General features: G+C 68.4%; 25 protein-coding genes. 11 read left to right on the forward strand and 14 right to left on the reverse strand.

Annotation, left to right across the window (positions count from 1 at the left end; translation table 11 throughout):
* Nucleotides 1-59 precede the first annotated feature (59 nt).
* Nucleotides 60-641 (reverse strand): TetR/AcrR family transcriptional regulator, encoded by a 582-nt coding sequence (locus tag AC5Y7V_RS13640; RefSeq protein WP_499880554.1) that lies wholly within the window; start codon nt 639-641, stop codon nt 60-62.
* Nucleotides 642-723: 82 nt separating this feature from the next.
* Between AC5Y7V_RS13640 and AC5Y7V_RS13645 the strand changes: the two genes are divergently transcribed.
* From AC5Y7V_RS13645 to AC5Y7V_RS13660, 4 genes are read left to right on the forward strand one after another with little or no spacing between them, the layout of a single operon-like run.
* Nucleotides 724-1,524 carry a class I SAM-dependent methyltransferase gene (locus AC5Y7V_RS13645; RefSeq protein ID WP_499880555.1) on the forward strand — a complete coding sequence of 267 codons (801 nt, stop codon included), beginning with the start codon at nt 724-726 and terminating at the stop codon, nt 1,522-1,524.
* The gene (locus AC5Y7V_RS13650) at nt 1,517-2,371 is read left to right on the forward strand and encodes a lysophospholipid acyltransferase family protein (protein ID WP_499880556.1); all 855 of its coding nucleotides are present in this window, start codon (nt 1,517-1,519) and stop codon (nt 2,369-2,371) included. The genes AC5Y7V_RS13645 and AC5Y7V_RS13650 overlap by 8 nt, the downstream gene beginning before the upstream one ends.
* Nucleotides 2,372-2,402: 31 nt before the next feature.
* Nucleotides 2,403-2,849, forward strand: coding sequence for a helix-turn-helix transcriptional regulator (locus AC5Y7V_RS13655; RefSeq protein ID WP_499880557.1), 447 nt, complete (start codon nt 2,403-2,405; stop codon nt 2,847-2,849).
* A 4-nt stretch (nt 2,850-2,853) separates the two neighbouring features.
* A complete protein-coding gene (locus tag AC5Y7V_RS13660; RefSeq protein WP_499880558.1) occupies nt 2,854-3,264 on the forward strand; it encodes a VOC family protein in 411 nt (136 codons plus the stop codon).
* Nucleotides 3,265-3,332: 68 nt separating this feature from the next.
* Here AC5Y7V_RS13660 and AC5Y7V_RS13665 read toward each other — a convergent pair whose 3' ends face one another.
* The 4 genes from AC5Y7V_RS13665 to AC5Y7V_RS13680 form a co-directional block, all read right to left on the reverse strand.
* Nucleotides 3,333-3,587 carry a hypothetical protein gene (locus AC5Y7V_RS13665; protein ID WP_068106171.1) on the reverse strand — a complete coding sequence of 85 codons (255 nt, stop codon included), beginning with the start codon at nt 3,585-3,587 and terminating at the stop codon, nt 3,333-3,335.
* A 96-nt stretch (nt 3,588-3,683) separates the two neighbouring features.
* Complete coding sequence (locus AC5Y7V_RS13670) at nt 3,684-5,099, reverse strand: amino acid permease (protein WP_499880559.1); 1,416 nt, start codon at nt 5,097-5,099, stop codon at nt 3,684-3,686.
* A 56-nt stretch (nt 5,100-5,155) separates the two neighbouring features.
* On the reverse strand, nt 5,156-5,425 hold the full coding sequence (locus AC5Y7V_RS13675) for an EF-Tu/IF-2/RF-3 family GTPase (protein ID WP_499880560.1): 270 nt from the start codon (nt 5,423-5,425) through the stop codon (nt 5,156-5,158).
* A 4-nt stretch (nt 5,426-5,429) separates the two neighbouring features.
* Nucleotides 5,430-6,443 (reverse strand): NADP-dependent oxidoreductase, encoded by a 1,014-nt coding sequence (locus AC5Y7V_RS13680; protein WP_499880561.1) that lies wholly within the window; start codon nt 6,441-6,443, stop codon nt 5,430-5,432.
* A gap of 117 nt (nt 6,444-6,560) precedes the next feature.
* Between AC5Y7V_RS13680 and AC5Y7V_RS13685 the strand changes: the two genes are divergently transcribed.
* The 3 genes from AC5Y7V_RS13685 (at nt 6,561) to AC5Y7V_RS13695 (ending at nt 8,815) form a co-directional block, all read left to right on the forward strand.
* A complete protein-coding gene (locus tag AC5Y7V_RS13685) occupies nt 6,561-7,187 on the forward strand; it encodes a hypothetical protein (RefSeq protein ID WP_499880648.1) in 627 nt (208 codons plus the stop codon).
* Between the two features lie 87 nt (nt 7,188-7,274).
* Complete coding sequence (locus AC5Y7V_RS13690) at nt 7,275-7,940, forward strand: hypothetical protein (RefSeq protein WP_499880649.1); 666 nt, start codon at nt 7,275-7,277, stop codon at nt 7,938-7,940.
* Between the two features lie 29 nt (nt 7,941-7,969).
* A complete protein-coding gene (locus AC5Y7V_RS13695; protein WP_499880562.1) occupies nt 7,970-8,815 on the forward strand; it encodes a class I SAM-dependent methyltransferase in 846 nt (281 codons plus the stop codon).
* 1 nt (nt 8,816) lies between these two features.
* On the opposite strand, the gene AC5Y7V_RS13700 is transcribed toward AC5Y7V_RS13695, so the two are convergent.
* Nucleotides 8,817-9,635 (reverse strand): glycoside hydrolase family 16 protein, encoded by an 819-nt coding sequence (locus AC5Y7V_RS13700; RefSeq protein ID WP_499880563.1) that lies wholly within the window; start codon nt 9,633-9,635, stop codon nt 8,817-8,819.
* A 254-nt stretch (nt 9,636-9,889) separates the two neighbouring features.
* On the opposite strand from AC5Y7V_RS13700, the gene AC5Y7V_RS13705 reads away from it, so the two are divergent.
* A complete protein-coding gene (locus tag AC5Y7V_RS13705) occupies nt 9,890-10,087 on the forward strand; it encodes a hypothetical protein (RefSeq protein WP_499880564.1) in 198 nt (65 codons plus the stop codon).
* Between the two features lie 345 nt (nt 10,088-10,432).
* On the opposite strand, the gene AC5Y7V_RS13710 is transcribed toward AC5Y7V_RS13705, so the two are convergent.
* Entirely contained in the window at nt 10,433-11,074 is a 642-nt protein-coding gene (locus tag AC5Y7V_RS13710) for a cutinase family protein (protein ID WP_499880650.1), read from the reverse strand.
* Nucleotides 11,075-11,177: 103 nt separating this feature from the next.
* Between AC5Y7V_RS13710 and AC5Y7V_RS13715 the strand changes: the two genes are divergently transcribed.
* Nucleotides 11,178-11,852 carry a class I SAM-dependent methyltransferase gene (locus tag AC5Y7V_RS13715; protein ID WP_499880565.1) on the forward strand — a complete coding sequence of 225 codons (675 nt, stop codon included), beginning with the start codon at nt 11,178-11,180 and terminating at the stop codon, nt 11,850-11,852.
* On the opposite strand, the gene mmpH is transcribed toward AC5Y7V_RS13715, so the two are convergent.
* The 3 genes from mmpH to manT are packed head-to-tail and all read right to left on the reverse strand — an operon-like array spanning nt 11,845 to nt 14,889.
* Nucleotides 11,845-12,909 (reverse strand): MMP endo-(1,4)-3-O-methyl-alpha-D-mannosidase, encoded by a 1,065-nt coding sequence (gene mmpH / locus AC5Y7V_RS13720; RefSeq protein WP_499880566.1) that lies wholly within the window; start codon nt 12,907-12,909, stop codon nt 11,845-11,847. The genes AC5Y7V_RS13715 and mmpH overlap by 8 nt on opposite strands.
* Nucleotides 12,896-13,666 carry a class I SAM-dependent methyltransferase gene (locus AC5Y7V_RS13725; protein WP_499880567.1) on the reverse strand — a complete coding sequence of 257 codons (771 nt, stop codon included), beginning with the start codon at nt 13,664-13,666 and terminating at the stop codon, nt 12,896-12,898. Before AC5Y7V_RS13725 ends, mmpH begins: the two co-directional genes overlap by 14 nt.
* Nucleotides 13,660-14,889 carry an MMP alpha-(1->4)-mannosyltransferase gene (manT, locus tag AC5Y7V_RS13730; RefSeq protein WP_499880568.1) on the reverse strand — a complete coding sequence of 410 codons (1,230 nt, stop codon included), beginning with the start codon at nt 14,887-14,889 and terminating at the stop codon, nt 13,660-13,662. Before manT ends, AC5Y7V_RS13725 begins: the two co-directional genes overlap by 7 nt.
* 258 nt (nt 14,890-15,147) lie before the next feature.
* On the opposite strand from manT, the gene AC5Y7V_RS13735 reads away from it, so the two are divergent.
* A complete protein-coding gene (locus AC5Y7V_RS13735) occupies nt 15,148-15,933 on the forward strand; it encodes a DUF1906 domain-containing protein (RefSeq protein WP_499880569.1) in 786 nt (261 codons plus the stop codon).
* Between the two features lie 7 nt (nt 15,934-15,940).
* Here the strand turns inward: AC5Y7V_RS13735 and AC5Y7V_RS13740 are convergent, their stop codons facing one another.
* The 4 genes from AC5Y7V_RS13740 to AC5Y7V_RS13755 all read right to left on the reverse strand — a co-directional run bounded on the left by AC5Y7V_RS13740 (nt 15,941) and on the right by AC5Y7V_RS13755 (nt 21,042).
* Complete coding sequence (locus AC5Y7V_RS13740) at nt 15,941-16,831, reverse strand: alpha/beta fold hydrolase (RefSeq protein ID WP_499880570.1); 891 nt, start codon at nt 16,829-16,831, stop codon at nt 15,941-15,943.
* A 181-nt stretch (nt 16,832-17,012) separates the two neighbouring features.
* Nucleotides 17,013-19,196, reverse strand: a complete 2,184-nt coding sequence (katG, locus tag AC5Y7V_RS13745) for a catalase/peroxidase HPI (RefSeq protein ID WP_499880571.1) — start codon at nt 19,194-19,196, stop codon at nt 17,013-17,015.
* Between the two features lie 48 nt (nt 19,197-19,244).
* Nucleotides 19,245-19,685, reverse strand: a complete 441-nt coding sequence (locus tag AC5Y7V_RS13750; protein ID WP_499880651.1) for a Fur family transcriptional regulator — start codon at nt 19,683-19,685, stop codon at nt 19,245-19,247.
* Between the two features lie 127 nt (nt 19,686-19,812).
* A complete protein-coding gene (locus AC5Y7V_RS13755; RefSeq protein ID WP_499880652.1) occupies nt 19,813-21,042 on the reverse strand; it encodes a L,D-transpeptidase in 1,230 nt (409 codons plus the stop codon).
* Nucleotides 21,043-21,090: 48 nt separating this feature from the next.
* Between AC5Y7V_RS13755 and AC5Y7V_RS13760 the strand changes: the two genes are divergently transcribed.
* The gene (locus AC5Y7V_RS13760; protein WP_499880572.1) at nt 21,091-21,822 is read left to right on the forward strand and encodes a hypothetical protein; all 732 of its coding nucleotides are present in this window, start codon (nt 21,091-21,093) and stop codon (nt 21,820-21,822) included.
* The last annotated feature ends 37 nt before the right edge of the window (nt 21,823-21,859 follow it).

Raw genomic sequence — 21,859 nt, forward strand, 5'->3', positions numbered from 1 at the left:
GAGCATGCAAATCACGACGCGACACGCCGAGAATGCGTCGCAAAATGCACTTTCGGCGGTTAGGGGCCGGCGGCCTCGACGCGCGTGACGAGGCGGGACGCCGCCTCGACGGCGGCGGCGCGGCGGCCGGCGATCACCGCCGGGTCAGTGGTGGCCGCCGCGGGATCGGGCCAGTGCGCCCACGCCAGCGCGATCGCGAAGAGAAGAACCAGCAGCTGCTGCGGATCCCACGCCGGGTCGACGTGGCCGTCGGCCTGCGCCTGCACCAGGGCGGCGATGGCCCGCTCGGGCGGGTGCTCCTCGTCGAATTCCGGAATGTCCAGCGGGAAGCCTTCCAGCCGGGCCCAGGTGATCATCCGATCGTGCTCGGGGCGGTTCTGCGTCAGGTCGAAGATGCCGCCGACGAACTCGGGCACCGCGTCGGGGCGCAGCTCCACCGCGCGGAAGAATTCGGCGCCGTCGGCGGCGACCACGTCGCGAAACAGGGTCTCCTTGTCGCCGAAATGCGCGTACAGCCGCTCCTTGCTCGCGCTCGCGGCGCGCGCGATGCGGTCGATGCGCGCCCCGGCCAGGCCGTACTGAGCGAACTCCGCGCGGGCGGCGGCCAGGATCTCGCCGCGAAGCTCTGTCTTCGATCTCACAGGAATATCATAAGCAGACGAACTGGTTCGTTTGTTATGGTGGTTTCGACAACGCACGGCGACACGAGAAGGAGAGGCCGCGATGGCTGCGACCCACACCCTGGACCAGGCGATTGCGACGATGCCGCGGGGTGGCCGCGGCGCGTCATGGCTGGATCGTCGATTCGAGACCGACGCGCTGGAATACCTGGACCGCGACGACGTGGCCGACGAGGTCAAGCAGAAGGTCATCGGCATGCTCGACCGGATGGGCACGCTGACCAATCAGCACGAGAACTACGCGCGGGCGGCGCTCGGCGTCGTCGCCGACATCCCCAACCCGCGCATCCTCGAACTCGGCGCGGGCCACGGAAAGCTCTCGGCGCAGATCCTCGAACTCCATCCGACCGCGACCGTCACCGTCAGCGACCTCGATCCGACCTCGGTCGCCAACATCGCCGCCGGGGAACTGGGCCGGCACCCGCGGGCGCGCACCCAGGTGGTTGACGCGACGGCGATCGACGCGGCCGACGGCAGCTACGACCTGGTCGTGTTCGCGCTGGCGTTTCACCACCTCCCGCCGGCGGTCGCGGCCCGCGCCGTCGCCGAGGCCACCCGCGTGGCCAAGCGATTCCTCGTCATCGACCTCAAACGGCGAAACCCGTTGGCCATGATGCTGTTTCCGGCGCTGACGCTGCCGCTCCTCCTGGTACCGCGGCTACAACCGTGGCTGCACGACGGGTTCATCAGCGCACTGCGTTCCTACAGCCCGTCGGCGATGGAGGCGCTGGGCCGCGCCGCCGACCCGCGGATGAACGTCGAGATGCTGCCCAGCCCAACGCGGTTCGGCCCGCCGACGCTCACCGTCGTGTTCTCCCGGCCCGGAGCGGACGACCGTGGCTGACGACACGGACCTGGTCGCGATCGTCGAGCCAAGCGCGCGGGTGCAGACTTTGCGTCGGGCCCTCGACGGGCTGAGCGACCGGCTGCGCCCCGTGGTCGATCTTTCCCGCCCATACGTCGACGGCGTCGAACACCTGCCCGCGGACGGGCGATTCCTGTTGGTGGGCAACCACACTCAGTTCGGTTCGGAGATCTTCATGATCTCCGATACCGTGCGGCGCACGATCGGGACCCGCGTGCGACCACTGGCCGAACGGGCTTTCGGGCGCATGCGTGGGCTGCGCGGCGACCTGATCGCGGCGTACGGCGCCGTGGTCGGCGCACCGGAGACCGCGCGCGAACTCATGCGCAACGACGAGACCATCCTGGTGTTCCCGGGCGGCGGCCGCGAGATCGCCAAGTTCAGGGGCGAGGAGTACCGGCTGCGCTGGCAGGGACGCGCGGGGTTCGCGCGGCTGTCGGTGGAGAACGGCTACCCGATCGTGCCGGCCGGCCTCGTCGGCGGCGACGACGTCTATCGCAGCCTGACCACCCGCGACAGCGCCTACGGGAGGCTCAGTGCGGCGTTGGCCCGCAGGCTCAATGGGCGCCCGGACATGGCGATGCCGTTGCTGCGCGGCATCGGGCCCACGCTGATTCCCCGGCCGCAGCGCATGTATCTCCGGTTCGGTTCGCCGATCGACACGAGCAGGCCGCTGGGAGTAGGCGAGCAGGAGTGGGTCGAGATCGTCAAAGGCCAAACGCAACGGGCGCTGGAAATCATCCTGGGTGACCTGCTGCGGCTGCGCGACGGCGATCCGTACCGCGGCCTCAACCCGCTGGCGCGGCACCGGGCGACGACGCCGTAGGCGCCTCGCCGATCGTGGCAGTATCGGCTGGGTGACCGGTAGCTCCGATGGGCAGCGGCTGCGCGACCTCACGCTGCTGCGTCGCGTCCGCGACCGCATCGACCGGGACTACGCGCAGCCGCTGGACGTCGAGGCGCTCGCCCGCGCGGTGCACATGTCCGCCGGGCACCTGAGCCGCGAATTCCGGCGCGCCTACGGCGAATCGCCGTACTCGTATCTGATGACGCGGCGCATCGAGCGCGCGATGGCGCTGCTGCGTCGCGGCGACATGAGCGTCACCGAGGTCTGCTTCGCGGTCGGCTGCTCATCCCTTGGCACCTTCAGCACCCGGTTCACCGAGCTGGTCGGCATGCCGCCCAGCGTGTTTCGGCGCCAGGCGGCCGACGCGACGGCGGGGATACCACCGTGCGTCGCAAAGCAAGTCACCAGACCGATCAGGAATCGAGAAGCGTCCGCCGCCGGGCCGCACCTAGCCTGACGACATGGACATCACGATTCATTCGAGCATCCTTCCGCACGACGACCCGGAAGCCTCCCTGGCCTTCTACCGCGACGCCCTGGGCTTCGAGGTTCGCCTCGACGTCGGGAAGGGCAAGATGCGCTGGATCACGGTCGGGCCGCCGAGCCAGCCCGACACGTCCGTCGTGCTGAGCCCGCCGGCCGCCAATCCGGGCGTCACCGACGACGAGCGACGCACCATCGCCGAGATGATGGCCAAGGGGACCTACGCCATGCTCATGCTGGCCACCAAGGACCTCGACGGCGCGTTCGAGCGGCTGCAGGCCGCCGACGCCGAAATCGTCCAGGAGCCAACCGAGCAGCCGTACGGGCTGCGCGACTGCGCGGTCCGCGACCCCGCGGGCAACCTGATCCGCATCCAGCAGGTGCGCTGAGCGCCGACAACGGGAAAAGTCCCGAACCTCAAGCGGGTTCGGGACTTTTCGACCGCAGCGTGCGCGAGTCAAGACTCCCTGAAGTAGCGGGTCAGGAACCCGAAGGCGACGACCCCCGCGATGACGCCGATCACGCCCCAGAGCAGCACCTGAGGAATCATCGCCCCGGTGACCCAATTGAACGTCATCGCGAGGTAGAGGCCCCAGAACACGCGGTACAGGCACCAGAGGGCAACCAACGCGTTGCCGATCCCGATGTACAGGCTGCGCTGACGGTCGACGCGGTTGATCTGCTGTTCGAGGGCGGCGGGAACAAGCTTCATTTCTGACTTCCTTTCATGTGGCGCCGCCGGGTTGGCGTCGTCGTTGTGACAAGTACAAAGGCGGGGATTCGCTACCGATCCCAACAACGGCGGACGTCAGCCGACGGGTTTGTTCATCTCGGCCTGGAACCGCCGATCCGTCTCGGCGCGGCCCGGCCGGCGCCGCACGATCAGCCAGCCGGCGGCGAGCACCAGCAACCAGAGCGGAAACCACGCCAGGGCGATCGCGGTCTCACGTTCGGTGCACAGCGTCCAGATCACGAACGCGAAAAAGCCCAGGATGGCCCAGCACATCGCCACGCCGGCGGGCATCCGGTAGGCCGAATCGGCATGCCGCTGCGGGTGGCGGCGCCGGTAGACGAGGTAGCTGAAGACGATCACCGCCCACACGACCATGAACAGCAGCGAGGCGACGGTGGTCACCAACGTGAACGCGCCCATAACCGAACCGCCGACGTAGAGCAGCGGGATGGAGGTCAGCAGCAGCGCCGCGGTGAGAAAGAGCGCGACCGAGGGCACGCCGCCGCGGTTGAGCCGGCGGAAGGGCGACGGGGCGCTTCCGTTGTCGGCCAGGCCGAACAGCATGCGGCCGGTGGAGAAGACCCCGGAGTTGGCCGAGGAGGCGGCCGCCGTAGTGACCACGAAGTTGACGATCGACGCCGCGGCGCCGAGTCCGGCCAACGCGAACATCGTCACGAACGGGGACTGGCCGCCGGCGAAGTGTCGCCACGGGACGACGGTGAGGATCGCCAGCAGCGCACCGATGTAGAAGATCGCCACCCGGATGGGGACCGCGTTGATCGCGCGGGGGAGGGTGCGGCGCGGGTCCGCCGTTTCGGCCGCCGCGGCGCCGACGAGTTCGACCCCCACGAACGCGAAGAACGCGATCTGGAACCCGCCGACCACGCCCATGAATCCCGTCGGGAAGAACCCGCCGTCGTTCCACAGGTTCTCGACCGTCGCCCGATTGCCTTGCGGCGAAACGAAATCCGTCGCCACGAGCACGACACCAACGACGATGAGGCATGCGATTGCCGCGACCTTGATCAGGGCGAACCAGAACTCCATCTCCCCGAAATTGCGGACGCTGGACAGGTTGAACACGAGGATCACGCAGCCGGTCACCAGCGGCGGCAGCCACAGGGGCACGTCGGGCCACCAGAATTTCGAGTAGCCGGCGATCGCGACGATCTCGGCGATGCCCGTGACGATCCAGGCGAACCAGTACGACCAGCCGACGAAAAAGCCCGCCGCGGGGCCCAACAGGTCGGTGGCGAAGTCGACGAACGACTTGTAGTTCAGGTTCGACAACAGCAGTTCGCCCATCGCGCGCAGCACGAAGAACACGAAAAAGCCGATGATCGCGTACACCAGCAGTACGGCCGGGCCGGCGAGCGAGATCGTCTTTCCGCTCCCCATGAAGAGCCCGGTGCCGATGGCGCCGCCGATCGCGATCAGCTGGATGTGACGGTTGGCCAGACCCCGGCGCAGTTGCGGGGCGGCGGATGTCATGGCGAAGACATTAGAGGCGAGGGCGGCGGCCCGCGACAGTTGTGATTTGTCGAGGCTTAGGCCAAAAAGGCGCCCGAGGAGGTGATCACGTCACCCGTCGCGACATCGTTCTTGTCCAGCGTCCTGAAGAGCAGTCCGACGTTGTCACCGACCGTCGCGGTGTCGGTTTTCTTGCGCATGGCCTCGATGGCGTCCACCCGGACGGCCGGCCCGTCGTTGATCTGCACCTGGTCGCCGACGCGCAGCTCCCCATACTCCACGCGGCCGGTGGCCACCGCCCCGCGCCCGCGGATCACGAACACGTCCTGAACCGTCATGCGAAACATGTTGCTAATTGGACAGTTTCACGACGAGTTTCCCGACGTTCTTGCCGTCGAAGAGCATGTTGATCGCCGTCGGCAGCTGCTCGAAGCCCTCGACCACCGTCTCGAGCGGGGTGAGCTTGCCCGCGCCGATCAACTCGGCGATCTCAGTGGCTGCCTCCGGCGCGCGCCCCAGGTGATCGAGGACGATGAAGCCCTGCAGCGTCACACGCTGGATGAGCAGGTTGCCGAACGCGCGCGGTCCCGGCGGCGGATCTTGCGCGTTGTAGCCGGAGATCATGCCGCACAGCGCGACGCGGGCACCGATGTTCAGGCGTGCGAAGACCCCGTCCATGATGTCGCCGCCGACGTTTTCGAAGTCGACGTCGATGCCGTTGGGGGTCGCCGCGGCGAGTTGGGCGGCCCAGTCGTCGGCGCGGTAGTCGACCGCCGCGTCGAAGCCGAGCTGGTCGGTGAGCAGGGCACACTTCTCGGGTCCGCCCGCGATGCCCACGACCCGCGCCCCCTCGACCTTGGCGAGCTGCCCGGCGATCGACCCGACCGCGCCCGCCGCGGCCGAGACCACCACCGTCTCGCCTGGCTTTGGCTTGCCGATGTCGCGGATGCCGACCCACGCGGTCAGCCCGGTCGTGCCGAGCGCACCGAGGTAGGCGCTCGGCGAAATGCCCTCGGCGAGCTCGACCGGCATCACGAGCGCCGAATCCGTGAGGACCGCATACTCCTGCCAGCCGAGGAGCCCCTGCACCTTCTGCCCGACCGCGAAGCGCAGACTCTTCGACGCGATGACCTCGCCCAGGCCGCCCGCGCGCATCACCTCGCCGATGCCGACCGGCGGCAGGTAGGTCGGGGTGTCGTTGATCCACATGCGGTTTGTGGGGTCGAGCGATATCCAGTCGACGCGCACCAGCGCCTCGCCGTCGGCGAGCTCCGGCACGGCCTCCTCGCTCAGCTCGAAGGTGTCGGGGCCGATACGGCCGGTGGGGCGTTCGCGGAGCAGAAAACGGCGGTTTCGATCGGGCATAAGCGCACCGTACTGGACCGGCGCCGCGACAACTACGCTCCAACAAAGGGGGCCCGCCCGGACGGAGGTTTTTGCGCGGTGAAAACGGTGTCGCGAATTGCCCTGATTCCCATCGCCATGTTGCTGGCGGGTTTGTCGCCGTCCGTGACCGCCAACGCCGATCCGCCGCCCACGCAGCAGATCACCGTCATGGCCATCGGCCCCAGCGGCGAACCGATCAACGGCTATACGGAGACGCCTGCGGAGGGCAACGTCGTCACCGTCGAGTGCTCGGAACCCTCACGGTCGGCCGTGGCCGACAACGTCTACTCTTGCTCGCCCAGCGCGGCCGGCGCCGGCACCTGCTGGCCGTCGACCCCCGGGTCGCTGTTGTGCGTGGACAACCCGTGGGACAGGCGCCTGCATCGGGTGAGATACGCGGGTTCGCTGCCGCCGGTACAGCCGACCGCGACCCCGGAGCCGTTCGCGCTGACGCTCGGCGACGGCACCCATTGCGTGCTTCGCAACGGGGGCGCTTGGGGCGTGCGCGCCGACGGCTACGAGGGCGCCTACAGCTGCAGCGGCACCACTGCGCATCTCGCGGTGCTATGGCTTCCCAGCCCGGGCGGAAGCCCGATCGACCGCTCGTCGGCGGCGTGGACGGTCAAGGTCGGTCAGCTCGGCACACCCGACGCCGCCCTTCCGCCGCCCCAGACCCGCACGGTGACCGAGGCCTGGTTTGCGGGAGGCAGGGCCGGTCAGTAGCACGGCGGCGCGGTTGCTGTCCGTCCAGATCCCGGCGCTCTACCCTTCAACGAGGGGGTGCTGGACGGAAGGTTGTGCGCGGTGAACATGGTGACGCGAGGTGCCCTGATCGCAGTCCTGACGGCGGCGGGCCTGTCGCTGCCCGTGCCGGCGGCTGCCGCCCCGGCGCCCACCCAACAGATCACCGTCGTGGCCGTCGGGCCCGGCGGACAGCCGATCAACGGCTACCGGGAGGCGCCCGGGGAGAGCAACGTCTTCACCGTCACCGACTGCACGACGCCGTCGCCGTCGGCGGTGGCCGCCGACGTCTACTACTGTTCGCCGACCGCGGCCGGTGCCGGCACCTGCTGGCCCTCGACACCCGGAACGATGCTGTGCGTTGACGATCCGTGGGACAAGCGCCTGCATCGAGTGAGCTATGACGGACCGCTCCCGCCCGTGCAGCCCAACGCCACCCCGGACCCGCTCGCGCTGACCCTCGACGACGGCACGCGCTGCCTGCTCCGCAACGGCGGCGCCTGGGGTGGCCGCGCCGACGGGTACGTCGGCGTCTATGGCTGTGGCATCGGCGGCGCCGACAATTCAGCGGTGTTGTGGCAGCCCAGCCAGGGCGCCGGGGCGTGCATCGACCGCTCCTCGGCGGTGTGGAAGGTCAAGGTCGGTGAAGTCGGAGAACCGGACAGTGTCTTTCCGCCGCCGCAGACCCACGCGGTCAGTGCCGTCTGGCTGGCCGGAGGCAAGGCCGGTCAGTAGCGCGGCGAGGCGGCTGCTATAACGCACGTATGTCAGGCCCCACGCACTCGATCACGCACGTCTCGGACACCGCCCGCTGGACGGCGCTGCATCGCGCGACCGAATCCGCCCGTCCCGACGCGCTTTTCAGCGACCCGCTCGCGGCGCGCCTCGCCGGCGAACACGGCCGCGCGATCGTCGCCAACGTCCCGCGGTCGAGCCGCAGCGGGTGGTGGCTCGTTGCGCGCACCAAGATCATCGACGACGCCATCGCCGAAGCGATCGCCGCCGGCTGCGATCGGGTGCTGAACCTGGCCGCCGGCCTGGACACCCGGCCATATCGGCTGGAGCTCCCGCCGGAGTTCACGTGGGTGGAGGCGGACCTGCCGAAGTTGCTCGGGGAAAAGACGCAGCTGCTCGCCGACCAGACGCCGCGCTGCCGGTTGACCCGGGTCGCCGTCGACCTGGCCGACCCGCAGACCCGCGACGCCTTCCTCGACGACGCCCTCGACGGCGCGACCAAGGCGCTGGTGCTGACCGAAGGCCTGCTGATGTATCTCGCCGACAGCGATGTCGACGCGCTTTCGGCGGCGATCAAGCGTCCCGAGGTGTCCTGGTGGATGCTCGACTTCGCCTTTCCGGGCCTGCGGAACATGATGAACAGAAAGATGGCCGGGATGCTGGAAAACGCGCCGTTCAAGTTCGCCCCCGAGAATGGGTTGGCCTACTTCGAAGACCTCGGCTGGCGCACCGTCGAAGCGGAATCAAACCTCGAGGCCGCCCACCGGTTTCATCGCTTGCCGCTGTTCATGCGTCCGGCCACGTGGCTCCGCCCGACGGATCCGCGTCATCCGGGCCGCAGGCCCTGGGGAGCAGTCGCCCTGCTCACCCACTGAGCTACCAGACGCGGATCCAGTCGACGAGCATGTCGGCCGGATAGCTTCCGGGCCCGGGATCGCCGCCGCCCGAACCGGCGACGGCCAGGTTGAACACCGGGTACACGACGTAGCCGGGGTTGTTGAACGGCCAATCCGGAAGCGAGCTGGCGGGCACATCGAAGTAGGGCTGGGCCCCGTCGGAGTAGTCCCTCCAGAAGCGGATGCCGTTCGCGTCCCACTGAGTGCGCCAGGTGTGCCAGGCGCTGTCCATCGCGATGTTGTGGGTCTTCCATTCACCGCCGTTCGCCTTGGCGTGCACGGTGGTGGCCGAGGGCCAGTTGCCGTTGCCGTACCACTCCATGACGTCGATCTCGCCCTGGTCGTCGTTGCCCAGCCAGTAGGCGGGCCAGGCGCCGGCGGTAAGGCAATTGAGCTTGATCCGGGCCTCCCACGTGTGTCCAACGCCGCCGCGCCACAGGCTTTGGACCTTGCCGCTGAAGTACGTGGGACCGTCCTTGGCGGCGCGCAGGACGAGGTTGGAGTTGCCGTCGACGAACACGTTCTTGCGGTCGTCGCGGTACTGCCCGATGTGCTCGGGCAACTCCCAATACGTCGGGTCCTTGATCGTCTCGCGGGCTTTCGCGATCGCCCACTTCGACGGGTCGGGGGCCGAACCGGCCGGACCGTCGAATTCGTCCTGGAAGATGTAGTTCGCGGCTTGGCCGCTGGGTGCGTCTGGTCGGCTCGGAAAGGCGCAGGCCTGGGGGAGCGGCAGCGCGGCTGCCAGCACGCCGATCCCGGCCGTCAGCATCATCCGGCGACGGTCCATCTCTGGCATAAGCAAGGCACGATAGCAGCCGGTCCCGCCCTAGGTCGAAACGGGAATTTCTGTCGGTGGCCGTCGCTACCGTGTGGATCGCCGCTGGCCGCAAAACGGACGACGGCCGGGCAGTGGATGTGGAGGACGCCGAAATTCATGGCCAATTCTCATCTTGGGGCGTGGTTTGGTCACAGGATCGGCAGGGCATCCTGAATTACGAACCGATAAACACTGTTCGTGCTTTTGCGGATTGCACGGGAGGAGTTGGAATCGTGGCGGACGCAGCCGGAGCGACGGTCATTTTCCTTCAGTCCCATCCCGCATGGGCCGCGGCTCGGCGGCGGGACCGGGAGCGCCGCGACGCGATGCGCCGCCATCCTTCTTTTGTCGCGCGTCGGCGCGCCGCCGCAGCGGGTGGCCAGGTCACCCGCGACTTCAAGGTGTACTCGAGCACCGACACCCCGGCCTGAAACTCGGCGCCGTTAAAACCGCGAAATGCGCGGCAATTGCGCTTTCGCGGGTTCGGCCATTATCCGAATTCCGTTGTAATGCAATCAATTAGCACCGGGTGCGCGACGGCCCGCCTCGCGGCATAATTCTTCGCGTGGCAGAGACACGCAGGACGAAAGCACTCGCGAACCCCGCCCAGCCGCATGGCGCACTTCTGCACGAGTTGGAGCGCTACATTGAGGCCCACAATCCAGGCGTGACTGACGTCAACGTCGTGAGCGCGACGGACACGGGCCAGGCGGACAAGGGCCACAGGCCGGTACGCCACTGGTATCACGTCACGTACGAAGCCTGAAATCGCGAGGTCAGAGCCTGCCCGCGACGAAATCGGCGGCCTGATTCGGCATGCCCGCGTCGATGTACGCGCTGGCGAGGTGCTGCGGCCAGTTCTCTTTCCAGGTGTTCGGGTCGGCCGGGTTGCAGATGGGGTCGGCGCCGTGGCACAACTCGATGGTTCGGTCGTTGTAGATCGGATTGAAGTTCGTGATCGGACCCACCCACTGGCTCCCGTTGCCGAACAGCGCGACGGCGGCGATGTGCTGGTCGATGCCCGACGGCAGGGGGCTGTCGAAACCGAACGCGGAGATGGGCGCCGCGAGCACCACATCGGTGACGGCCGCGCCGAGCGAGTAGCCGCCCAGCACCAGCCGGGTGTTGGGGCAGTTGTTGACCATGTCCTGGATGTGATGGCTCATGTCGTTGGCGCCGATGTCGATCTGCGTGTCGGCGGGGTAGTTGACGGCGTAGACGCCGATGTTCTTGGACACCTTGGATCGCAGCGCGCTGATGAACGCGCTGCCGAGCGCGCCGGTGCCGGGCGACTCGTAGCGGCCGCGAGCGAAGACGACCTGCACCGCGGGACAGCTCGCGGCGGCGGCCTCGGGCGTCGCGGACGGCACCACCGCGGCCGCAAAAGTCAGCGCGGCCGCGCCGACGGCCGCGGCCATCCCGATATCAAGCAACTTGCGGAAAGGCAAAGCACGCACAGCACGATCGTAGAGCGACCGCGCCGCCTGGGCACCGTGAATGGCGGTCGGATAGGTTCGCCTCATGAGCCACGCCGAAGCCAGTCCCGCCGAGCGCCTGTTTGCGCTGGCCGAGCAGGTACAGGGCTTCATGCCGCCCGACGAGGGCCGCGCGCTCTACGACGCCGCGGTTCGGTACCTCGACGGCGGCGTCGGCGTCGAGGTCGGCACCTACTGCGGCAAGTCCACCCTGCTGCTCGGCGCGGCGGCGCAACAGACCGGCAGCGTGCTCTACACCGTCGACCATCACCACGGCTCCGAGGAGCACCAAGCCGGCTGGGAGTACCACGACGCGTCGTTGGTCGACGACGTGACCGGGCTGTTCGACACGCTGCCGACGTTCCGTCACACGCTGGACGCCGCCGGGCTCGACGACCACGTCGTCGCCGTCGTGGGGAAGTCGCCGGTCGTGGCCCGGGGGTGGCGCACCCCGCTGCGATTGTTGTTCATCGACGGCGGCCACTCCGAGAAGGCCGCGAACGAGGACTTCGACGGCTGGGCGAAGTGGGTGGACGTCGGCGGGGCGCTGCTCATCCACGACGTGTTCCCCGACCCGCGCGACGGCGGCCGCCCGCCGTATCACATCTATTGCCGAGCCATGGATTCCGGTCAGTTCCGGGAGGTTTCGGCCACCGGGTCGCTGCGGGTGCTCGAACGCACCGGCGGACGGCCGGGTGACGCCTCGGGCGGGGTCAGGTAACCACGCACTCGCAGTCGAAGTCGGTCTGCAGCCCCATGGGCAGCCCGTCGCCGCGGAAGATCCCGGCGCCCGCGGTGGTGTCCGACAGCGCGTCGGCCGCCAGGATCATGGCCGCGCCGGTCCAGGTGGTGCGCTCCTCGGGCCACCGCTTCCCGTCGGCGAAAACCAGGCCCGTCCAATAGGAACCGTCCTCTTCGCGCAGGTGCTGCATCGCGGCGAACTGCCGGTGCGCGTCGGAGCGGTGGCCGATGGCGTCCAGGGCCATCACCAGTTCGCAGGTTTCGGCGCCGGTCACCCAGGGCCGATCCCCGACGCAGCGGATGCCCAAACCGTCGACCACAAAGTCGTCCCAGCGCTGCCTGATTCGCGCGGCGGCGGCCGGCCCCCGCAGGGCGCCACCCAGAATCGGGTAGTACCAGTCCATCGAGTAGCGGTCCTTTTCGGTGAACGCCTCCGGATGCACCGCGATCGCGTGGCCCAGGCGGCCCAGCGCGAGCTCCCATTCCGGCTGCGGGTCCCCGACCAGAACGGCCAGCGCCAGCCCGCAGCGGATGCTGTGGAACACGCTGGCGCACCCGGTCAGCAGCGCTTCCGGGAGCGGTCCGGCTTCGCTTCGGGCCCAGGCGATCTCGCCGTAGCCGAACTGCAGATCGATGACGAAGTCGATCGCCTTGTGGACCACCGGCCACATTTCGGCGGCGAACGACCGGTCGCCGGTGATCAGCACGTGATGCCAGACGCCCGTCGCGATGTATGCGCAGAAGTTGCTGTCGCTGTTGGCGTCTTCGACGACCCCCGCGCGGGTTTGGATGGGCCAGGAGCCGTCGGGCCGCTGCGTGCGACGGCTCCATTCGAACGCCGCCCGCGCCGGCTCCAGCAGCCCGGCCACGGTGAGCGCCATCGCGCACTCCACGTGGTCCCACGGGTCGGTGTGGCCACCCGCGAACCAGGGGATGGCACCCGACGGTTCCTGGTCGGCGGCTATCGACCGCGCGGTCTGCCGGCACTGCTCCGGGGTGAGGACACCCGGAATCGCCGGGGCGCTAGCTCGACGCAACTGAATATCCCGGGGCTGCTTCGCTTTCCGCGGCCGGCCGCGCGTTGTAGTACTTGGCGAAATACAGGACCACGCTCTTGCCGACGAGCGGGTTGAGCAGCGACTCGGCCAGCTGCGTCACCTTGGGCCGCTGCATCAGGTCCCACACCAGGAGCTTGTGGTAGGCGGCCACGGCCGGGTGTTCGGAATTCGACACGCCCACCGCGCATTTCAGCCACCAGAACGGCGAGTGCAAAGCGTGCGCATGATGGGCGTGGATCAATTCCATTCCGCCGCCGGAGATTTTGCCGCGCAACTCGCTTGCCCGGTAGATGCGGACATGGCCGCCCTCGTTGGCGTGGTATTCGTCGGAGAGCAGCCAGCAGACCAGCTCCGGAAGCCAGCGCGGGACGCTGACCGCCAGCGTCCCACCGACTTTGAGGACCCTGACCAGCTCGGCGATGGCGGTGTCGTCCTGGGGGACGTGTTCGAGGATTTCCGAGGCGATGACGCAGTCGAATGTCTCGTCGGCGTACGGCAGGCTCAGCGCATCGCCGTGCACGACCTTCGCCGACGCCGCCTCGGGCGCCTCGCCGGTCTCGGCCATCGCCTGCAGGATGGCCTCCACGGAACGCAGTTCGTCGGCGTCGCGGTCGAACGCGACGACGTCGGCGCCGCGCCGATACGCCTCGAAGGCGTGCCGGCCCGCCCCGCATCCCACGTCGATCACCTTGGTGGACGGCCCGATACCGAGCCGGTCGAAATCTATCGTCAGCATCGCGCGATCGCCCGCTCGTAGACCTGCACGGTTTGAGCGGCCACGGCCTCCCAACTGAAAACGTTGATCGCGCGGTCCCGGCCGGCCTTGCCCATGGTGCGGCGCTTCTCCGGCGAGTCGAGCAGCTCGCCGAGCGCGCCGGTCAGGGCGTCGACGTCGGCCGGCGGCACCAGCTCGGCGCAGGCGCCGTCGGTCCCCAGGACCTCGGGCAGCGCGCCCACCCGGCTGGCCACGATCGGTGTTCCGCTCGCCATCGCTTCCACGGCCGGCAGCGAAAACCCTTCGTAGAGAGAGGGAATGCAGGCGACCTCGGCCGACGCGAACAGGGCGGCGAGCGCCTCGTCGGAAAGTCCGCTGGTGATGTGGACGATGTCCGAGATCCCCAGCTCCGCAATGAGTTTGTGGGTGGGGCCGTTGGGTTCCACCTTGGCGACCAGCCGCAACTCGACGTCGCGGCGTGTGCGCAGCCGGGCGACCGCGTGCAGCAGCGTGCGCACACCCTTCAGCGGGGTGTCGGCGCTGGCGATCGCGATGATGCGGCCGGATTGCCGGGGGGCCGATGCCGGCCGGAACAGCTCGGTGTTCACCCCCAACGGCACGACGTGCAGTTGCTCGGGGGAGACGCCGAAGTCGGCGACGATGTCGGCGGCCGACGACGACGAGACCGTCAGCAGGTCGGGGATCCGGCGGGCCACCTGCTCCTGCATTTTGGAGAACCCGTACCAGCGGTGCACCAGCGGTTTGCGCCACCAGCGCGCGGCGGCGACGTCGAGCACGCGGTCGCGGGTGATGGGGTGGTGCACGGTCGCGACGACGGGCAACCCCGCGCCGGCGATCGCCAGCAGGCCGGTGCCCAGGCTCTGGTTGTCGTGCACGAGGTCGAAATCGTTCGCGCGCTCGGCCAGCAGCCGGGCCACGCGCATGGTGAACGTCCGCGGTTCGGGGAAGCCCGCCGTCCACACGGTCAGCAGCTCCAGCAGGTCGATCGAGTCGCGGATCTCGCTGGGGCGGGGCACCCGGAACGGGTCGGGCTCCCGATAGAGGTCCAGGCTGGGCACCTTGGTCAGGCGCACCCGCGGATCGAGCAGCTCGGGATAGGGCTGGCCGGAGAACACCTCGACGTCGTGGCCGAGCTCGACCAGGCCGCGGCTGAGATGGCGCACGTAGACGCCCTGTCCGCCGCAATGGTCCTTACTGCGATAGGACAGCAGGGCAATTCGCATACTCAACTCTTATCCGCCGGAGAAAAATAGCGGGCGGTCGGCCCCCAATCCATCGCGATCAACGGGCTCCCGAGCTCCGTGACAGCAAACTGGACATGTGTCCAGACTATAGTTCGCCGACCTAATTGATGCAATCGCGGGCGACCTTCGGCCCGACGGAGTAACTCACCGGCCTATCTCACCGCGAGTGTCCCGCATCGGCTCGTCATCAATCCGCCATGGCCCCGTAGGCATCAGCTCGTCCCGCCCGATCGCCGGATGCGACTTTGTTACCATCGCGCCGTGCGATCGGTCTCACGACGCGAGGTCTTCAAGTACGCGTTCGCGCCGGCCCTGCTGGGCCTGGCCGCGCCGCTCGCGCAGCAGCGGGCGTCGGCGGCCAACGTGCAACTGATCGATTTCGCCGAGAAGAGGATCGCGCCCGACGAGATCAAGGCGGCGGGCTACGCCGGGGTGGTGAACTACGTGTCCGCGTCGCGGCCGGGCGCGAACTTCGAGGCCAAGCCGATCACCCGCGAGTACGCGGACGCCCTGCGCACCGCGGGCCTGCAGATCGTCAGCAACTTCCAGTACGGCAAACCCGGCTGGCCCGACCCATCGGATTACACCCGTGGGTACGACGGCGGGGTGGCCGACGCGCACACCGCCCTGCAACTGCACAACGCGGCGGGGGGAACGGCCTCGGCCCCGATCTTCTTCAGCGTCGACGACAACATCGACGAGAGCACCTGGAACGGCCCTGCGGTGCAATGGTTTCGGGGCCTCAACTCGGTATTGGGCGTGGGCCGCACCGGCATCTACGGGCACGCCCGGGCGTGCGGCTGGGCGATCCGCGACGGCGTCATCGGGAACTCGACCACCCCGGGCCACCGGTGGGCGTGGCAGACGAGGTCGTGGTCCAACGGGGAGCGCGAGCCGGCGGCGGTGCTTTATCAGACCGTGGTGAACAGCCCGTCGAACCCGAGTCCGCTGCTGGGCGGGATCAACGTGGACATCGACGACGTCCTCGCCGCCGACTACGGCCAATGGGATTTGTCGCGCTGATCCTGCTCTACATCCCCAGGTGTACCGGACGATCACCGTTCCGCTGGGGCGCGCTCGACGGGGTCGTCGACGCGATGAAGTCCTCCAGGATGTCCGCCACGGCCGACGGAGCTTCCACATGAGGGAAGTGTCCGATGCCCTCGAGCACCTCGAGGCGACTGCCCTCCAGCGCATCATGGGCGGCGTAGGCGTGGGCAACGGGAATGATCCGGTCCTGGTCGCCCCAAATCAGCACGACGGGCATCCCGGCCGCGACGTGGATCTTGTTCAAAGCGCTGACCGCCTGACCGCGGTAGTCCACCACTGAGCGCAACGTCCGCAAAAAGGCTTGGCGGGTCCGCGCATCGGACAGTGAGCAGTAGGCGTGCCACATCTCACCCGCTCGCGGCGCCTGAATCCCGGCCGAGGTCAGCCACGAACCCAGCTTGTTCCCGATGTTCAGCACCGGTTGCGGCGCGACGACGGGCAACACGAACTCCGCGCCCGGCGCGGACAGGATCCGTAGCAGTGGGCTCAGGTCGGGGCCGAGGCCACCGCTGCCGATGAGGGCCAACCGCTCGCAATGGTCCCGGTGCTGGTGGGCGAACTGCATCGCGATACCGCCGCCGAGGGACTGCCCAATCACCGTTGCCCGGTCCACCCCGAGTTCGTCGAGCAGGTCGCGCAGAAAGACGGCGAAGGCTCCCAGCGAGTAATCGCCACGCGGTTTCGCGGACATGCCGTGGCCGAGCAGGTCCGGCGCGATGACGCGGTATTTCTTCGACAGCTGCGGAATGATCGCGTGCCACGTCGCGGAGCTGCCGGCCATCCCGTGTATCAGCAGCAGGGCAGGCCCGTCGCCGGCATCCCGGTAGGCGATCCGGTCCCCGTGAAGTTCCAGATATTGCAAATCGCTCATGTCAACCGTTTACCCAGCTTTGGTAGTCGGACGCATCGGCCACTTAGCCACGATACGCAACTTACGCCTTCGTAGGTTACCCGTGGGTAATAGTGTGGCTGGCCTCACTGCGCGCACGAAATACCCGACGCCCCGCGAGTCGGTAGCTCGCGGGGCGCCGGGTGTTATCGGATTCCGGGCGTTATTTGAGGTCGAACCGGTCGGCGTTCATGACCTTCACCCAGGCCGCGACGAAGTCCTCGACGAACTTCCCCTGGTAGTCGTCCTGGGCGTAGACCTCCGACAGCCCACGCAGCACCGAGTTCGACCCGAACACCAGGTCGTTGGCGGTGGCCGTCCACTTCTTTTGTCCCGACTTGCGGTCGACGACCTCGTAGACGTTCTCCGCCGAGTCGGACGCCTTCCACGCGTTGTCCATGTCGAGCAGGTTGACGAAGAAGTCGTTGGTCAGCGTGCCGGGCCGGTCGGTGAACACGCCGTGCTTGCTGCCGCCGTGGTTCGCGCCGAGGGCACGCAGCCCGCCGACGAGCACCGTCATCTCGGGCCCGGTCACACCCAGCAGGTAGGCCCGCTCCACCAGCAGCTGCTCCAGTGGCGCCTTCTCGCCGGCGCGGATGTAGTTGCGGAACCCGTCGGCCCGCGGTTCGAGCACCGCGAACGACTCCACGTCGGTGCTCTCCTGCGAGGCGTCGGTGCGACCGGGCGCGAAGTGCACCGTGATCTCGTAGCCGGCGTCCTTCGCCGCCTTCTCCACCGCCGCCGAGCCGGCCAGCACGATCAGGTCCGCCAACGAGATCTTCTTGCCGCCGGACGCCGACGCGTTGAAGTCCTGCTGGATCTTCTCCAGCACGGGCAGCACCTTGTCCAGCTCGGAGGGCTCGTTGACCTCCCAGTTGCGCTGCGGCTCCAGGCGCAGCCGCGCCCCGTTGGCGCCGCCGCGCTTGTCGGTGTTGCGGTAGCTCGACGCCGCCGACCACGCCGTCTTGACCAGTTGCGGCACCGACAGGCCGGAGTCGAGCACCTTGCCCTTCAGCGCGGCGACGTCCTTGTCGTCGACCAGCTCGTGGTCGACGGCGGGAACCGGGTCCTGCCAGAGCTGCGGCTCGGCGACCCACGGCCCGAGGTAGCGGCTGATCGGGCCCATGTCGCGATGCAGCAGCTTGTACCAGGCCTTGGCGAACGCCTCGGTCAGCTCCTCGGGATGATCCAGCCAGCGACGGGTGATGTCGCGGTAGATCGGGGACTCCCGCATCGAGATGTCGGTCACCAGCATCGTCGGGGCGCGGCCCGGCCCGCCGAACGGGTCGGGGATGGTGCCCGCACCGGCGCCGTCCTTGGCGACGAACTGCCAGGCGTCGCCGGGGCTCTTGGTCAGCTCCCACTCGTAGCCGTACAGGGTCTCCAGGAAGGTGTTGTCCCACTTGGTCGGGGTGGGCGTCCAGACGACCTCCAGGCCGCTGGTGATGGCGTCCTTGCCCACGCCGCTGCCGTACGAGCTCTTCCAGCCCAGCCCTTGCTGCTCGATCGGGGCGGCCTCCGGCTCGGGACCCACCAGATCGCCGCCACCGGCGCCGTGGGTCTTGCCGAAGCTGTGCCCACCCACGATGAGCGCGGCGGTCTCCTCGTCGTTCATCGCCATCCGGCCGAACGTCTCGCGGATGTCGATCGCCGCGGCGATCGGGTCCGGCTTGCCCTCGGGCCCTTCGGGATTCACGTAGATCAGACCCATGGTGGTGGCGCCGTACGGCTGGGCGAGATCCCGCTCACCGGAGTAGCGCTTGTTGGTGCCCAGCCATTCATCCTCCTCGCCCCAGAGGATCTCTTCGGGCTCCCACACGTCCTCGCGGCCGAAGGCGAAGCCGAAGGTCTTGAAGCCCATCGACTCCAGGGCGCAGTTGCCGGCGAAGATGATCAGGTCCGCCCAGGAGATCTTGTTGCCGTACTTCTTCTTGACCGGCCACAGCAGCCGCCGGGCCTTGTCCAGGCTGACGTTGTCCGGCCAGCTGTTGAGCGGGGCGAAGCGCTGCATGCCCTGCCCGCCGCCGCCGCGGCCGTCGAAGATGCGGTAGGTGCCGGCGGCGTGCCAGCTCATCCGGATGAACAGGCCGCCGTAGTGGCCGTAGTCGGCGGGCCACCAGTCCTGCGAGGTGGTCATCACCGAGATGACGTCCGCCTTGAGCGCGTCGACGTCGAGCTTGGCGAATTCCGCGGCGTAGTCGAAGTCGTCGCCCAACGGGTTGGATTGGGGGTTGTGCGGGTGCAGCGTCGACACGTCGATCTGGTCGGGCCACCAGTCCCGGTTCGTCAGCGGTCCGTGCGACTTGGGCTCGGGCGCCGGGATTGCCGGGTTTTCACTCTCAGACACAACATTCCTTTCGGTGTTAGGTGAATCGGGCTGTGATCACGGGAGTGATCAGGACTCTGCCGTCGAGCAGTCGGGGCACATGCCCCAGTAGATGACTTCGGCCTCGTCGAGGACGAAGCCATCCAGAACGTTGTTGTCGTCCAACGGGGTCAGGCACGGTGCCTCGCCCACCGCGCAGTCGACGTCGGTGATGACCCCGCAGGCGCGGCACACGACGTGGTGGTGGTTGTCGCCGACGCGGGATTCGTAGCGGGCGACCAGACCCAACGGCTGGATCCGGCGCACCAGGCCCGCGGCGGTCAGCGCGCTGAGCACGTCGTACACGGCCTGGCGCGAAACCTCGGGCAACTCCCCGCGCACCGCGTTGAAGATCGTGTCGGTGTCGGCGTGGGGGTTGGCGTGCACGGCCTCGAGGACGGCGACCCGGGGGCGGGTCACCCGCAGGTCGGCCATGCGCAGCCGCTCCGCGGAACTCGCCGATGAGGACATGTGGTCCATATCACTCCCTTATTTGGAATCAGTCAAGACTTTCCTGGGGGAGAGCTCGGGAATATCTGGTGAACCGGGCCCCTTCAATGGGGGCGGCGGACCCCGAATGCCGTTGCGGCAGTGGGTCTTACGGGGCCTTCAAGGCGCTGCCGCCGCGCCACTGGTCCCAGCTCAGCGTCCAGTCACCGTTCTGGGCCAGCGTCAACGGCGGTCCGCCGCTGTTGCGGACCTCGACGACGTCTCCGGGCACGGAGAAGTCGTAGAACCACTTCGCGTTGTCGGCGTTGAGGTTGAGGCACCCGTGCGAGGTGTCGCGGTGGCCCTGGGCCCACACCGTCGCGTCCAGCTCGTGCAGGTAGATGCCGTCGGTGCTGATCTTGGTCGCGTAGTTGATGGTCTCGCGATAGCCGAGGCGCGAGTTCTTGGGCAGTCCGAACGTCGAGGAATCCATCACGACGGGGTTGCCCTTGTCGATGACGGTGTAGACGCCCGGTGGGGTCCACAGCGAGATGCTGCGGCTGCCGACGTCCTCGGTGCCCCCCATGCCCATGCTGGTCGGCATCGTGCGGACCAGCCTGCCGCCGTCGAAGACGCTTACCTGATGGGTGGCGTCGTCGGCGATGGAGATGTGCGCGTCGCCGATCCGGAACGACACCCGCGTGTCGTCCTGGCCGAATAGCCCGTCGCCCAAGGCGATTCCATAGATCTTCGCCTCGGCGGTGACCGTCGTGCCCGGGGCGTAGTAATGCTCGGGCCGCCAGTGGGCGTTTTGGCTGTCGACCCAGTACCACGAACCCTGCACCGGGGGATCGGTGGTCACGTTCAGCTGTCGCTCGGCGGCGGCGCGGTCGGCGATCTGCTCGTCGAAGTGGGCGACGACCACCATTCCGACGCCGTAGGTGCCGCCGTCGTGCAACGCGGCCTCCGAGGTGGTGGTGAACGAAACCTTGGTCTGGTTGGACGGCTTTAGCGTCGAGAACGACGAAACCTGCGTGTTGTCAACGCCGTTCGAGCCCCGGCTGGTGACCGTCAGCGTGTAGGTGCGCCCGTAGCCCAGCGGTACGGTGGGCTTCCAGACCGTGTTGTCCGGGGTCGTCACGCCGTCGATCACCTTGCCGCTCTCGTTGACCATGCGCACGCCCACCAGCGTCCCGCCGTTGGCCTTGACCAGCACGGGCGCGACAGGGTCGACGTCGTGTGCGCCCGAGGTGGGGATGATGTTGATCCGTGCCGGCTCAGGCGGTTTCGACGCGGCGCCGTGCTTCGCGCAGCCGGCGACAAGCGCGATGACAAGCAACACGGCCGGAAGGAAGAGGCGCAGCCATCGATTTGCCGAGCGGAGCGCGATCATGTGCATCAAATAGCCCAGGGCGTTCTCCCTGAAACGTCGGGGGATCATGGGGTCATGGCCGACGAACTCGACACTCTCTATTGGGTGGAGCCGGAGGCTTTCACCGCGCAACGCACCAAGCTGGCCGCCGAGGCGAAGAAGCGCGGCGACGAGGCGGCCGCCAAACGGATCTCCGCGGCGCGCAAGCCCACGACGGCGGCCTGGATCGTGAACCGGGTCGCGCTCGGGCAGAGGGACACGAAGAAACGCCTGGCCGACCTCGGTGACCGCCTGCGCGCGGCGCATTCCGAGATGGACGGCGAACGCATCCGGGCGTTGTCCGCCGAACAACACAAGCTGATCGAGGCGCTCGCCCGCGCCGCGTTCGACGCGGCCGACGTCGCGCGGCCGTCGGCGTCGGTGCGCGAGGACGTGACCGGCACCCTGCAAGCCGCGATCGCCGACCCCGAGGTCACCGAACGGCTCGGCCGATTGGCCAAGCCCGAGCGATGGTCGGGCTTCGGCGGATTCGGCGACGCGGCGCCGGCGCGGCCCGCGAAGCCGACGGCGGCGGAGCGGCGCCTCGAAAAGTTGAAGGCAGCCGTCACCGACGCCGAGCGGGCCCAGGCCGCCGCCGACGACGCCCTGGCCCGGCGGCAAGCCGAACGCGACGAGGCGCGAGAGGCCCTGCGCAAGGCCGAGCGCGAATGCAACAGGGCCGAGGCCGCCTACGACAAGGCGAAGCGGGCCAGCCGCGCGGCCGCCGAATCGGTCAAAGACGCGAAAGCGCAGCTCAACAGGGCGTGACAGCGATCCCGTTGGCGGCGAGCAGTTTCCGTCGCCG

This window comes from Mycobacterium sp. NGS34 (assembly GCF_059812845.1).

Excerpts from the sequence above, each read along its gene's own strand:
- AC5Y7V_RS13695 (WP_499880562.1), top strand. The coding sequence starts at position 7,970 with ATGTCAGGCCCCACGCACTCGATCACGCACGTCTCGGACACCGCCCGC.
- AC5Y7V_RS13675 (WP_499880560.1), bottom strand. The coding sequence starts at position 5,425 with ATGTTTCGCATGACGGTTCAGGACGTGTTCGTGATCCGCGGGCGCGGG.
- AC5Y7V_RS13665 (WP_068106171.1), bottom strand. The coding sequence starts at position 3,587 with ATGAAGCTTGTTCCCGCCGCCCTCGAACAGCAGATCAACCGCGTCGAC.
- AC5Y7V_RS13740 (WP_499880570.1), bottom strand. The coding sequence starts at position 16,831 with ATGAGCGATTTGCAATATCTGGAACTTCACGGGGACCGGATCGCCTAC.
- AC5Y7V_RS13725 (WP_499880567.1), bottom strand. The coding sequence starts at position 13,666 with ATGCTGACGATAGATTTCGACCGGCTCGGTATCGGGCCGTCCACCAAG.
- AC5Y7V_RS13735 (WP_499880569.1), top strand. The coding sequence starts at position 15,148 with ATGCGACTTTGTTACCATCGCGCCGTGCGATCGGTCTCACGACGCGAG.
- AC5Y7V_RS13645 (WP_499880555.1), top strand. The coding sequence starts at position 724 with ATGGCTGCGACCCACACCCTGGACCAGGCGATTGCGACGATGCCGCGG.
- AC5Y7V_RS13760 (WP_499880572.1), top strand. The coding sequence starts at position 21,091 with ATGGCCGACGAACTCGACACTCTCTATTGGGTGGAGCCGGAGGCTTTC.
- AC5Y7V_RS13750 (WP_499880651.1), bottom strand. The coding sequence starts at position 19,685 with ATGTCCTCATCGGCGAGTTCCGCGGAGCGGCTGCGCATGGCCGACCTG.
- AC5Y7V_RS13690 (WP_499880649.1), top strand. The coding sequence starts at position 7,275 with ATGGTGACGCGAGGTGCCCTGATCGCAGTCCTGACGGCGGCGGGCCTG.
- AC5Y7V_RS13755 (WP_499880652.1), bottom strand. The coding sequence starts at position 21,042 with ATGCACATGATCGCGCTCCGCTCGGCAAATCGATGGCTGCGCCTCTTC.
- AC5Y7V_RS13670 (WP_499880559.1), bottom strand. The coding sequence starts at position 5,099 with ATGACATCCGCCGCCCCGCAACTGCGCCGGGGTCTGGCCAACCGTCAC.
- manT (WP_499880568.1), bottom strand. The coding sequence starts at position 14,889 with ATGCGAATTGCCCTGCTGTCCTATCGCAGTAAGGACCATTGCGGCGGA.
- AC5Y7V_RS13700 (WP_499880563.1), bottom strand. The coding sequence starts at position 9,635 with ATGCCAGAGATGGACCGTCGCCGGATGATGCTGACGGCCGGGATCGGC.
- AC5Y7V_RS13680 (WP_499880561.1), bottom strand. The coding sequence starts at position 6,443 with ATGCCCGATCGAAACCGCCGTTTTCTGCTCCGCGAACGCCCCACCGGC.
- AC5Y7V_RS13715 (WP_499880565.1), top strand. The coding sequence starts at position 11,178 with ATGAGCCACGCCGAAGCCAGTCCCGCCGAGCGCCTGTTTGCGCTGGCC.
- AC5Y7V_RS13710 (WP_499880650.1), bottom strand. The coding sequence starts at position 11,074 with ATGGCCGCGGCCGTCGGCGCGGCCGCGCTGACTTTTGCGGCCGCGGTG.
- AC5Y7V_RS13660 (WP_499880558.1), top strand. The coding sequence starts at position 2,854 with ATGGACATCACGATTCATTCGAGCATCCTTCCGCACGACGACCCGGAA.
- AC5Y7V_RS13685 (WP_499880648.1), top strand. The coding sequence starts at position 6,561 with ATGTTGCTGGCGGGTTTGTCGCCGTCCGTGACCGCCAACGCCGATCCG.